Origin of the sequence: Paenibacillus sp. GM2, from assembly GCF_900069005.2 — a bacterium.
Taxonomy (GTDB): Bacteria; Bacillota; Bacilli; order Paenibacillales; family Paenibacillaceae; genus Fontibacillus.
On the sequence record NZ_LN831277.1, the window covers coordinates 595,256 to 608,602 of the forward strand.

Genomic DNA, 13,347 nt, shown 5'->3' on the forward strand with positions numbered 1-13,347 from the left:
CAAGCGCCGCCCGGCTGGCCGGGACGGCGACACCGCATCTCAGCCGCCACCTGCGGGCTGAGACAAATAAAGGCTGCGGCACCGCGTAAGCGGCCGCAGCCTTTTGGGTTGAAGTACAGCATCAGGAGGATGGCTTGTCCCAATCCTGCGCCAGCTGTAAGCCCATGTCATAACCGAGCTGATAGTCTTGCTCCAGTATAGGCAGCTCTTTGGTCAGACGCTCTGTCTTGAAGGAATCCGGCGGATTCACTTCGATAACCTGTACATCGCGCGGAGAATGGCGCATGAACTCGATCGCCTCCTGGTAAGTCTGTGCACGGTTGTTAAGCGCTAGCAGCAGGTCCGGATATTTGCGCAGATGCCACCGGGTTAACATATTGTTTTTGCTGCTATTCATCATATAAGCATGGGGTCTGGAGCGAAGCACCATAATTTTGGTAGCGCCTCGGCGATAGGCCTCGATGACGGGAATAGAATCGGTCACTCCGCCATCGACATATTTTACCCCATCCACCTCGACGAAGCCTCGGTATATGACGGGGATAGCGCTGGAAGCCTTCATTAACTGGTCAAAGTTATGCCGGGTTGGCTGCAAATACACCGATTTGCCTGTATTCACTTCGGTGGCTCCGATAATAAACTCGGAGGAGCCTGAGAACAGTGTAGCCACGTCTACAGGCATATCCCGCAGAGTGATGTCCCATAGCCAGTCGATATCCATCAAGTGGCCGCCACGTACAAATTTCTTCATGTTGATGAACTCTGGACGGAGGGAATAATCTGTGAAAACCTTATAATTACGCTGATACATTTTACCTAAATAGGCAGCGACATTGGAAGATCCTGCGGAAACGCCGATACATAGGTCAAAGGGGTAGAAATCCTGTTTAATGAATGCATCGAGAATCCCTGTAGAGAATATTCCCCTCATTCCGCCGCCTTCAACAACTAATGCCGTCTTTTCCTTTTTTACCGTACTTAGGTTTTCTGTCATGTCCTTCACCTACCCTATTCAACATAGATTACATCCAGACTTATAGAGGCAGTTCAAAAGTAAACCCATGCCTACCTATCATACCTATAAAAATGGTGCAGTGCATAATTTTACCTATTGTTATTTCAACAATTCATCTACAACTCAAAAAGCCTGGCTCATCGCCAAGCTTTCTGCCCCTTATTGCTGCAGTTGTCTTAATACCGTAATTTCAACGCGGCGGTTCTTTTGTCTGCCGGCGGCTGTGGCGTTATCACCGGCAGGCCGGGTGTCAGCGTAGCCGGCGTATTGAAAATGCTGTGGATCAAGCTTCTCCTGATCCAGGAAGAATCGCAGCACCGACAAGGCCCTTTCACCGGAGAGTTCCCAGTTGTCCTTGAACTGGGAGGCGCGGACGATCGGCTGATTATCCGTATGGCCTTCAATGCTAATCACGGTGTCCAGTTGCTTGAACAGGCTGGCCAGCTTGGCCATAGTTTTGGCAGAACCCTGCTTCAATTCCGCCTTGCCGGTATCGAACAGGAAGCGATCGCTTAAGGTAATCGAGATGCCTTTTGGCAGATCGGCGACATGGATTTGATCCTGCAGATGATTGTCCTTCACATAAGCTTCGATCCGTTTCATCAGATCCTGCAGTTCATCTTCCTGTTTACGGAAGGCAAGCTCGCGCTCGCTTAGCGGCTCCTCACCGTGTTGCTTGCTCTGGTCTGCCTTAGTAGAGCCTGGACCGAGATCCTTATGTATATCAGGGCTTTGCGAACCGTCCAGAATGCCATTGCCGCCGGTAATGATGGAGCTGCCGCTGCTGAAGGTATGCTGCAGGGATTGAGTAACAAGCTCATATTTCTCAACATCAAGCCGGCTCATTCCATACATGATGACAAAGAAAATAAGCAGCAGGGTAATCAAATCCGCGTATGTAATCATCCAGCGATCCTTGGAGTCGCCGCTCTGGTTGCTTTTCTTCCACCTGCGGCTCCGTTCATGTTGAGGTTGTCTCATAGTTCAATCTCCTTGAACTCGGGCATTTCCCGCTTGGGAGCGATAGAATCTGTGCTGAACGATTCCAGCTTGCGTCGAACCAGCACAGGGTGATCCCCGTTCTGAATGGATAGAATTCCTTCGAGCATCATTTCCATACGCTGTATTTCATCCTCGCCTCGCGATTTGATCTTCGAAGCGATCGGCAGGAAGATCAGGTTGGCGCTGGCCACACCATATAATGTAGCCGTAAAAGCCAAAGCGATGGACGGCCCCAATGCCGTCGGTTCGGTCAAGCTGCCAAGCACGTGAATGAGACCCATGACCGTACCGATAATTCCCATCGTAGGAGCATATCCGCCAGCGGATTCAAATATTTTGGCATAGCCTTCATATTTATAATGCGTAGCCTGCAGTTCGAGCTCCATGATCTGCTCTACCATCGCCCGGTCGGTGCCATCAACGACGAGTTGGACTCCCTCGCGGAGGAAGGGATCGGGACATCCGGCTGCCTTTTTCTCCAAAGCCAGAACACCTTCGCGTCTTGCCGTATGCGACATGCTGGTGATATCATCAATTAACCCGGCTATATTAGTACCTCTGGCAGCAAAGGCGATAGCCAGAGCGCGTGGAACCGTCTTTAGCTTAGCTAATGGAAAACTGACCAATACCGCAGCAAGCGTTCCTCCAAAGACAATGCAAGCAGCTGTAAGCTGCATAAGCCCTCCTAATTCTCCCCCTTCCCAAATGAACCCGCCAACCAGTGCGGCAAGTCCGACAATGATTCCGATAACTGTTGAAATATCCATCTTTTGCTATCCACTCCTCTTCTTACTTTCGTTTGCATCTGATACATAAAAAAGTTATAATGTATGGGAACATCCATTCCTATTTTACATTTTTAGGGATGCATTGCGGAAAACCTGCCCGTCCATCACGGTCGCTTAACCTTGAAGGGGCCACGGGCGAGAGGTTTTTTCTGAAGGTAGAAATATGTCACAAGCTGTCTAATGATAACCTCTAGTATTTCATTTTAACGATAAAGGTGATGTTGGACAATGAGCGATATTGTCTTTAATGATAATAAATTTGAAGTTGTCTCCGAGTACAAGCTGCAGGGGGACCAGCCGACGGCCGTCGAGGAATTGGTTGAAGGCGTAAAAATGGGTAAAAAGTACCAGACCTTATTAGGAGCAACGGGTACCGGCAAGACCTTTACTATAGCGAACACGATTGCGAAGCTGAACAGGCCGACGCTAGTGATCGCTCACAACAAGACGCTGGCAGCGCAGCTCGCGAGCGAATTCAAGGAATTTTTCCCTCACAACTCTGTAGATTACTTCGTCAGTTATTACGACTATTACCAGCCGGAAGCGTACATTCCTTCCTCTGATACCTATATCGAAAAAGACTCCAGCATTAATGAAGAAATCGATAAATTAAGGCACTCGGCGACAAGCTCATTGTTTGAGCGGCGTGATGTCATTATTGTAGCGAGCGTATCGTGTATATATGGTCTCGGTTCGCCGATGGAGTACCGCGATCTCGTACTGTCGCTCCGGACTGGGATGGAGAAGCCGCGCAATCAGATTCTGGGTCGGCTTGTAGATATCCAATATCAGCGGAACGATATCAACTTCGTGCGCGGAACGTTTCGTGTACGTGGAGATGTACTGGAGATTTTCCCGGCTTCCAAAGGGGAACAGGCGATTAGGGTAGAGTTCTTCGGCGATGAGATTGAGCGGATCACGGAAATTGACGTCCTGACCGGTGAACTGGTCGGGGAGCGGGACCATGTCGCTATTTTCCCGGCCTCTCACTTCGTAACCCAGGAGGAGACGATGAAGGCGGCGCTTGTCAATATCGAACGGGAGCTGGAGGAGCGGCTGGAGCTGCTGCGCTCACAGGGCAAGCTGCTGGAGGCTCAGCGGCTTGAACAGCGTACCCGATATGACATCGAGATGATGAAAGAGGTCGGCTTCTGCTCAGGGATTGAGAACTATTCGGGTCCGCTGACCTTCCGCGAACGGGGAGCGACGCCATATACTTTGATGGATTATTTTCCTGACGATATGCTGATTGTCATCGATGAGTCACATGTGACGCTGCCGCAGATCCGGGCGATGTATAACGGGGACCAGGCGCGTAAGAATGTGCTGGTTGACCACGGCTTCCGACTTCCTTCGGCGTTGGATAATCGTCCGCTCCGGTTCGAGGAATTTGAAGAAAAGGCCGGGCAAATGATCTTTGTATCGGCGACCCCGGGTCCTTATGAGCTGGAGCATTGCGATACCATGACGCAGCAGATTATCCGGCCGACGGGTCTGCTTGATCCGATCATCGAAGTGCGTCCGACCAAGGGCCAAATCGATGATCTGATCGGGGAGATCAATGATCGGATCGATAAGGATGAACGGGTACTGGTGACGACATTAACCAAGAAGATGGCCGAGGACCTTACCGATTATCTCAAGGAAGTCGGAATTAAGGTGCGATATCTTCATTCGGATATTAAGACATTGGAACGGATGAGCATTCTTCGAGATCTGCGGCTGGGCACCTTCCATGTGTTGATTGGGATTAACCTGCTGCGGGAGGGGCTGGATCTTCCAGAGGTATCGCTGGTGGCTATTCTCGATGCTGATAAAGAGGGCTTCCTGCGCTCCGAACGCTCGTTGATCCAGACGATTGGCCGGGCGGCGCGGAACTCAGATGGGCGAGTGCTGATGTATGGAGATCATATTACAGAGTCCATGGATCGGGCTATTAAGGAGACAGAGCGTCGTCGCAGTATCCAGATCGCTTATAATGAGAAACATGGTATCACCCCGCAGACGATTCGCAAGAAAGTCAGAGATGTGATTGAAGCTACGAAAGTGGCGGAGAGCAAATCGGATTACTTGGCGGATGCCAAAGGGAAGTTGTCCAAACGTGATCGCGAGTCGATGATCAAGCGGCTTGAGGCTGAAATGAAGGATGCAGCGAAGAACTTGCAGTTTGAACGGGCTGCTGAACTTCGCGACGCGATTTTGGAGCTTAAGGCAGAGTAGCAAGCGTTGTATTGTTGTGGAATACGGAATAAAGGAAGTTCTTCGGTGAATCCACCGTTGCAGTTATGTTCAAAAAGGCCGATTTTCAGCACCGAGGGTTGAAGCTAGGGCGTAAAGAAGCACAGCGTACGCAGTTGTACGTGAGCATCGGAAGGTTCAGGTGAATTCAAGATTTGATGTCGAGTACACTTCTTGAAAACTTTGTGCTAGGTGTAAAATTCACAAGTTATTAGCGGAGCCGGGTGAAATTCTATATTGCAAGAAAACCTACCGCTAACTTGCGGTTGTTCATCCTGAATTGACCTCGATGGGTTTTCTTATTAAAAGCGGACTTTTGGAGCTTCCTCCATTATATAGAAGGTTCAAGGAGATGAAACCTATTGGCTAGTGAGAATATCGTAATCAAGGGCGCACGCGCACACAATCTGAAAAATATCGACATTACGATCCCGCGCGATCGCTTTGTCGTACTGACCGGGCTCAGCGGCTCCGGTAAATCTTCGCTGGCATTCGATACGATTTATGCCGAGGGTCAGCGCAGATATGTCGAATCGCTATCAGCCTACGCCCGGCAATTTCTCGGGCAAATGGAGAAGCCGGATGTGGATTCTATTGAGGGGCTATCGCCGGCAATCTCCATCGACCAGAAGACAACCAGCCGCAACCCGCGTTCTACTGTAGGAACGGTAACGGAGATTTATGATTACTTGCGTCTTTTGTTCGCTCGTGTTGGGCATCCGCATTGTCCGGAGCATGGAATCGAAATTACGTCGCAGACGGTCGAACAGATGGTTGACCGGATTATGCAATATCCGGAGCGGACAAGGCTGCAAATTCTTGCTCCGGTTGTATCAGGCAAGAAGGGTGAGCATAAGAGTCTGTTCGGCGAAATCTCCAAGCAGGGTTTCGTTCGTGTACGCGTGGACGGGGAACAGCGTGATCTGTCTGAGACGATAGAATTGGAGAAGAACAAGAAGCACTCGATCGAGGTCATTGTGGACCGGGTCGTTGTTAAGGAGGATGTTCGAAGCCGGCTGGCTGACTCGATCGAGACGGCGCTCAAAATGTCTGGCGGCCAAATCCTCATTGATATTATCGGTCAGGAGGAGCTGCGCTTCAGCTCTAACTTTGCCTGCCCAATCTGCGGCTTTAGCATGGAAGAGCTGTCGCCACGGATGTTCTCTTTTAATAGTCCGTTTGGTGCTTGTCCGGAGTGTGACGGCCTTGGGGTGAAGATGATTATCGACCCGGATTTGCTGGTACCTGATCGTTCCAAGAGCATTGAAGACGGCGCTTTTGAAGCTTGGGCGGGCGGAACCTCGAACTATTACCCGCAGTTTCTGCGTTCGGTATGTGAGCATTTCAAGATTCCGCAGAATGTGCCTGTATCGGAACTGACAAAGGAGCAGATGGACAAGCTGCTTTATGGTACTGGCGACATTAAAGTGCGGTTCCGATATGAAAATGACTTTGGTATGAGCAAGGATGCGCTTGTGACCTTCGAAGGGATTATTCCCAATCTGGAGCGCCGTTACCGGGATACAGCCTCGGAGGGGATTCGCGAATTTATCGAAGGTTTTATGGGCTCGAAGCCATGCGGATCCTGTAAGGGACATCGTTTGAAGAAGGAAAGTCTGGCTGTAACGATTAATGATCAGAATATGGCTTATGTAACCTCGCTATCGATCGGGGAAGCGCGGAAGTTCTTTGATGGCTTGCAGTTAAGCGAGAAAGAAAAGACCATTGCTCACCTGATTCTGAAAGAGATTAACAGCCGTCTGGGCTTCCTGGTAAATGTCGGGCTGGATTATTTGACGATGAGCCGCGCTGCAGGCACGCTATCCGGCGGAGAAGCACAGCGGATCAGGCTGGCTACACAGATTGGCTCCAGTCTGATGGGCGTGCTCTATATCCTTGATGAACCGAGTATCGGTCTGCATCAGCGCGATAATGACCGGCTGATCTCGACGCTGGCTCATATGCGTGATATCGGAAATACGCTGATCGTTGTCGAGCATGATGAAGACACGATGCTGGCGGCTGACTATATTATCGATATTGGACCTGGAGCCGGTATTCATGGCGGACAGGTCATCTCGCAAGGAACGCCTACGGAAGTGATGGCGGATTCCAAATCGCTGACCGGTCAATATTTGAGCGGCAAGAAGTTCATTGCGGTTCCGGTTGAACGCCGCAAGCCGAATGGACGCTGGCTCGAAGTCAAGGGGGCGAAGGAGAACAATCTGAAGAATATTAATGTCAAGTTCCCGATTGGCGTCTTTACCGCGGTTACCGGAGTATCCGGATCAGGCAAATCAACTCTGGTGAATGAGATTTTGTATAAGACATTAGCCCGTGACTTGAATAAGGCGAGGGTTAGACCTGGGGAATATCGCGAGATGAAGGGCTTGGAGCATATCGACAAGGTTGTTGATATCGATCAGTCGCCGATCGGACGGACACCACGTTCCAATCCGGCAACCTACACAGGGGTATTTGACGATATTCGCGATCTGTATGCACAGACGAATGAAGCGAAGATCCGCGGTTATAAGAAGGGGCGGTTCAGCTTCAATATTAAGGGCGGACGCTGTGAGGCTTGCCGTGGAGACGGGATTATCAAGATTGAAATGCACTTTCTGCCAGATGTCTACGTGCCTTGTGAAGTCTGCAAAGGCAAACGATACAATCGGGAGACACTGGAAGTTAAATATAAGAACAAGAGTATTGCCGAAGTATTGGAGATGACGGTGGAGGATGCGACGGAATTCTTCCAGAACATTCCGAAGATTCACCGCAAGCTGCAAACCTTAATGGATGTAGGACTTGGTTATATCAATCTGGGCCAACCGGCAACAACTCTGTCCGGTGGTGAGGCGCAGCGCGTGAAATTGGCTTCCGAGCTATACCGCCGCAGTACAGGCAGAACGATCTATATCCTTGATGAGCCAACAACGGGTCTGCATGTGGATGATATCGATCGGCTGCTTAAGGTGCTGCATCGTCTGGTCGACTCGGGAGAGACGGTTCTGGTCATTGAGCATAATCTTGATGTAATTAAGACTGCCGATTACTTGATCGATCTCGGACCAGAGGGCGGCAGCGGCGGTGGGACGGTTATCGCTACGGGCACGCCGGAGGATATCGTTAAGGCAGAAGACTCTTATACAGGTCGTTACCTGGGACCTGTTCTTAAGCGTGATACCAAGCGGACTAAGGAATTGACCGCAGCTGCGATAGAATAACTTATGATTATAGCTTTACAGAAGCCTGCTGAGAGAGAAAGAGAGCTCTCAGCAGGCTTTATTTGCTTGATTTATATGCTTTGAGCCAAGACAATGGTTTTCTTGTCTCTTCTATGCGGACAAAGTCATGAAGTGTCTTTGGAATTCGGACACGGTTCGTTGGGGCGTAATAATTTCCTTCCTAATCAAGGTTAGCTTATAGGGTATGCGTATGTTGTAAATGTTCTAAATATAGTGTTTGGATGCTGTGAAGCAAAAGTCCCAAATGTCCACTTTTAGATGGGCATTTCTGTTTTTTGTGCATTGGAGAGGGGCTTGTATGTTGGTGGAGTTGAAGAAGAAATGCAAAGGAAATAGCACAGGATAGGCTTAACCTCCAGGAACAGATAAGATTTGATTTCCGGAGATATTTGATGTTTCCAAAGCAGCTCATTCCTTGAGAAATCAGAGAAAGCTGCACTCAAGTATACGATCTGCAATTAATTCCGATCCGAGAGCCCAATAGGCTCCAGCCTTGTAGTTCTTGTGGAATGAGTTAAGAAATTAGCGTACAGCCACTTTTGTTAGGAAATTCACACCATTTATATTAATTGAATTTTGGTATATACAGCTAGTACACAACTCTTTCCACCGCGTGGTTTGGCGCTGCATGACGGCTGTCAACCTAACGCAGTAATAGTCGGGAAGTGATAATTGTCAAGTAACTTTGATATATAGATACTTGTTATTTAACGGTTTTCAAGCTATTTCAACAGGAAAATTTAACATTTTTTTGTCTTTCCTCTTGCATCCAGTCGAGGAGGAAGATAACATATAAGGAGATGGAAAAAAGCGAATTGATCAGAGGAGGGTACGCTATGTTTCTCGCAGCTGCGGGGGAGACGACAACGACCTTTAACGGTTTTGATATTTTTATGATATTGTTCACGCTGATTATTCTATTTGGTGTTATCCGGTTGCTCCGGGAACGTCCGAAGAAGAACCTATTTGCCATAGGCTTTGGGATTGTCAGTTTGCTCGTCTTTTTAGCATCCGATGCAATTATGATCAAGGCTTGGTTCAGTTAAGGTACATACGGCAGCTTGGCATGACAGATGTAAAATAAGAAGAAGCAGGGGAACCGAAAGGGGCCCTGCTTCTTCTTATTTTGTATATAAATTTCATGACAATTTAATTGTAAAGGTTATTTCAAGCTAAATTCAATCCAGTCGATCTGAACCGTTCCATGGGAGGCGGACAGCTTGAGTGTGAGATCCCCTTCTGTGACGTGAATCTTAGGCTCCAAGGAACAGACCTTCCAACCTGAGGGGGCAAGTGCCAGGGAAAAGCCGGGCTGCTGATTAAGCTGCAAGTCCAGAGAAGCGGCTCCTTCCGGAATGGCAGCCCGAATGAACAGGGCATATTCGCCAGGGCGATCACAGTGCAATGGATAGCTCACTGAGGCTCCGGCTGTCAACTCGATACACAGTCGCTCTTCATCCTTCCATTCCTCCTCCGGCTTCAAATGAAAATTTGGCGGACCTTCTTTTTTTTGAATGAAGGAAATCGGAATCTTGTCACTGGAGCGGAAAGGATTATGTTTGGACCGCTTAAGCTGTGAGATTATATAGCTGGTGCCTTCCCCTTGGTTGCCGTAATATTCGGCAGGAATTCGCAGCGGCAGCTTGCGTTGTACCGCATTAAGAACCTGTGGCTGGTATCGGCAGTGCTCGAACCGGATATTGTGGAGGTATTCACGCAGGATTACTCTAGCCTGTTCTCGGTCCGGTTGTTCCCCTCCACGCAAGTAGTCGAGGATCAATTCCCAGTCTTGCGGCTTATTGATCGAGCAAGGCGAGTTAAAGGTATCAAGCTTCTTCCAGGTCCAGAAGTTCCACGAAATCTGGTGATCCTCATACAATCCGAAGGCACCGGTATACCAGCTTAACGTATTTTCTCCGCCTTCACCCATATAGATCGGCACGTTGAACTCATGGCGCTTATCCAAATAAGGCGCAATACTCTCTGTATCGATGCTACTCCAATATTTATGGAATTGCAGCAGGATATTGCGATCAAACATTTCTGTAAATACAGTCCAATCTGTGGCCCAATGTGCTCCCTCAAGAATAATGAGATGCTTCTGATCGACTTCGCGGATCGCTGCGGTAATCTCTTGATAGAGCGGCATGAGCATATCGTTATATTGATTGAAATAGTTAGGCAAGGGCTCATTTAGTAGATCGTAACCGCCTACGATCCACTCATCCTTGTAACGATCGGCTAATTCTTTCCATAGTTGAACGGTCTGCTTGCGATACGACTCATGAATGAACAGTTCCGGCTGGTCGTTCTCACTATCATCGATATTCGCGCCGGTTTGTCCACCAGGGGCACCGTGCAAATCTAAAATGACATAAAGCTTATATTGCTTGCACCATTCTATAAACTGATCGATAAGCCTGATCGAGCTTTTGTTGAAGCGAAGCGGTTCGCCCTCTTCAAGCAGGAAGCGAGCATTGATGGGCAACCGGACAGAATTAAGGCCCTCCTCTGCCATACGGGCTACATCTTGCTCCGTAATATAATGCTCTCGGAATTCCGTCCAGAAGCTGGAGGCCTCCTCCGCACCGATCAGATCGTGGATCAATTTCTCGATCCGTCTTGGCCGATCGGCTTTGTCGGGCGGAAACTTCCACATATATCCCTCCGGCAGCAGCCAATTGCCGAGCCCTACGCCGCGAAGCAGAATTTCCTCGCCTTGTCCATTGACCAGACGTTGACCATCGGCTCGCAGATATCCAATTACTTCTCCGTTATTAGCATACATCGGGTGACACCTCCACATGATTTCAATTGGGGTTAACATGGATAAACTGATAGGAAGCAAACTTCCGGCCTCAGCAATGTAAAACGATTTCATATGCTGTTATACCCAATATAACGAGAATCACGGCGAGGGGATAGGCAGCGAATTTCATGTCGGGTATGGATTTTTCAGGTGTAGTCAAGGTGCGGTGGGATTATTTATTAAAGTAGACATTCTGCGTTCCGCTGCCAATGCGGCGTAAAACCTGATAGATGTATGCAACAGAACATAACCTGAGCAGGCAGCTATTACGAATAATTTTTCCCAGTGAATGGAATGGATTGTTGGTAGTGTATTACGTTGAAGTCTGTTAAAATAATTAGGTTGTAGAGGTAGTTCAAAAAGTCCACTTTTGATCATGAAGTAACGTTGAGAGCATATTCGACATCGAATCTTGAATTCAGCCGGGCCTTCCGGTGCTCACGTACAAACTACGTACGCTGCGCTCCTCAGTCCCTAGCTTCATCCAACCTTCTCGGTGCTGAAAACCGGCCTTTTTGAACATTTATTTATAGGAACTGAGCAAGAGTAAGTAATTAAGCATTCGTAGATATTTCAAATTTAAAGAAAATCAGTAGGTTATCATATTGCGGTGAATCCATAGGATTTATGCGGGAGGATATAAATGAGCAAGATAGCGATCACAAGACAGGATGTAGAGCTGCTGGCACCAGCCGGCGATTGGGATTGCATGCGGTCGGCCGTGGCGAACGGCGCGGATGCGATTTTCTTTGGAGTGGAGAAATTTAATGCTCGTGCGCGGGCGAATAATTTTCGGATGGATGAATTACCGGAGATTATGGCGTTTCTGCATAGCTATGGAGTGAAGGGGTTCTTAACTTTTAATATTCTAGTATTCGAGAATGAGCTGGCAGATGCCCGTGAATTGATTGAAGCCTGTATCGATGCTGGGGTTGATGCGGTGATTGTACAGGATTTGGGCTTGGTGAAGATGATTCGCGAGCTGTCGCCGGATTTTCCGATTCATGGGTCTACACAGATGACAATCACCTCACCGGAAGCGGTAGAGTTTACGAAGCCTTGGGACCTGGAACGGGTCGTGTTAGGCCGCGAGAACAATCTGCAGCAGATTCAAAAGATTGGCGAGCAGGCCAAGCTGCCGATGGAGGTTTTTGTTCACGGAGCATTATGTGTATCCTATTCGGGCCAATGTTTGACCTCGGAAATGTGGGGCGGCCGTTCGGCCAACCGCGGCGAGTGCGCGCAAGCCTGCCGTCTGCCGTATGATCTTATGGTGGATGGGGTTCAAAAGCCGATGGGAGATGTCGCTTACCTGCTCTCTCCTAAAGATTTGGCAGCGATTGATTTGATGCCTGAATTGATCGAAGCGGGAGTGACTTCCTTTAAGATTGAAGGGCGACTGAAAAGCCCGGAATATGTAGCGAATGTAGTCAGCAAGTACCGGAAAGCGATTGACCGGTATTTTGACGGGGACACCGGCACTCCATCCAAGGAGGAAATGCGCGAACTGCAGCAAAGCTTCTCCCGGGGCTTCACGCATGGCTTCCTGGAAGGGACAAATAATAAGAAGCTGGTAGACGGAACTTTCCCGAAGAGCCGGGGGGTGTATCTGGGACGAGTGGAGCAGATCTTACGTGACGGTGTCGTCTGCCGTCTGGAAGCACCTTTGAAGCGCGGTGACGGAATTGTCTTCGACGCCGGTGACCCGACCAAGAAGGAAGAAGGCGGACGCGTCTACGATTTGCGCCGTAAGGGTGTGAAGATCGAAGGAGAAGCTGGTGAGAGCTGGATCGTTGATATTGTACCGGGACGCAATGATATCGATCTGCGCCGGGTTCATGTGGGGGACCGGATCTGGAAGACGAATGATCCGGCGCTGGACAAGCGGCTGCGGCAGACATTCGAGACGGACAAGCCTTACCGGGTATTCCCGGTTCAGGTCCGCGTCAGCGGTGTAGCTGGTCAGCCGCTCAAGACCTTCTGGACGGATATGCAGAAGGGCACGACGGTGCAGGTCGACTCGGAGCTGCTGCTCGAAGTCGCACAGAAACGGCCGATGGACCAGGCGCTCCTGGAGGAGCAACTAGGTCGTCTCGGCGGTACGCTGTTCCAGCTCGAGCAGCTGGAGACGGAGCTTAACGGCGACGTCATCCTGCCGATTCGCGAGCTGAACAGCGTTCGCCGGCGCGCAGTGGAGCTGCTAGCCGGCGAACGGCCGAAGCCGCCCGTGTACGCGCGGGCGGCCGG

At 49.5% G+C, this 13,347-nt stretch carries 8 protein-coding genes; 4 read left to right on the top strand and 4 right to left on the bottom strand.

Features of this window, described 5'->3' with window-relative positions; all coding sequences use genetic code 11:
• Window positions 1–121 precede the first annotated feature (121 nt).
• The 3 genes from BN1360_RS06155 to BN1360_RS06165 form a co-directional block, all read right to left on the bottom strand.
• Window positions 122–994, bottom strand: coding sequence for a patatin-like phospholipase family protein (locus BN1360_RS06155; protein ID WP_068779018.1), 873 nt, complete (start codon window positions 992–994; stop codon window positions 122–124).
• 180 nt (window positions 995–1,174) lie between these two features.
• Window positions 1,175–1,996, bottom strand: a complete 822-nt coding sequence (locus BN1360_RS06160; RefSeq protein WP_068779019.1) for an OmpA/MotB family protein — start codon at window positions 1,994–1,996, stop codon at window positions 1,175–1,177.
• Window positions 1,993–2,784 (bottom strand): flagellar motor protein, encoded by a 792-nt coding sequence (locus BN1360_RS06165; RefSeq protein WP_068779020.1) that lies wholly within the window; start codon window positions 2,782–2,784, stop codon window positions 1,993–1,995. Before BN1360_RS06165 ends, BN1360_RS06160 begins: the two co-directional genes overlap by 4 nt.
• Window positions 2,785–3,033: 249 nt before the next feature.
• Between BN1360_RS06165 and uvrB the strand changes: the two genes are divergently transcribed.
• The 3 genes from uvrB (at window position 3,034) to BN1360_RS06180 (ending at window position 9,337) form a co-directional block, all read left to right on the top strand.
• Window positions 3,034–5,025, top strand: a complete 1,992-nt coding sequence (gene uvrB / locus BN1360_RS06170) for an excinuclease ABC subunit UvrB (RefSeq protein ID WP_068779021.1) — start codon at window positions 3,034–3,036, stop codon at window positions 5,023–5,025.
• Window positions 5,026–5,405: 380 nt separating this feature from the next.
• Window positions 5,406–8,270, top strand: coding sequence for an excinuclease ABC subunit UvrA (gene uvrA / locus BN1360_RS06175; protein WP_068779022.1), 2,865 nt, complete (start codon window positions 5,406–5,408; stop codon window positions 8,268–8,270).
• Window positions 8,271–9,127: 857 nt separating this feature from the next.
• Window positions 9,128–9,337 (top strand): DUF2759 family protein, encoded by a 210-nt coding sequence (locus tag BN1360_RS06180; protein WP_068779023.1) that lies wholly within the window; start codon window positions 9,128–9,130, stop codon window positions 9,335–9,337.
• Window positions 9,338–9,453: 116 nt separating this feature from the next.
• Here the strand turns inward: BN1360_RS06180 and BN1360_RS06185 are convergent, their stop codons facing one another.
• A complete protein-coding gene (locus tag BN1360_RS06185) occupies window positions 9,454–11,079 on the bottom strand; it encodes a cellulase family glycosylhydrolase (RefSeq protein WP_068779024.1) in 1,626 nt (541 codons plus the stop codon).
• Window positions 11,080–11,743: 664 nt separating this feature from the next.
• Here BN1360_RS06185 and BN1360_RS25870 point away from each other — a divergent pair.
• On the top strand, window positions 11,744–13,347 hold a 1,604-nt coding region (locus tag BN1360_RS25870; protein ID WP_148466528.1), incomplete at its 3' end, for a peptidase U32 family protein.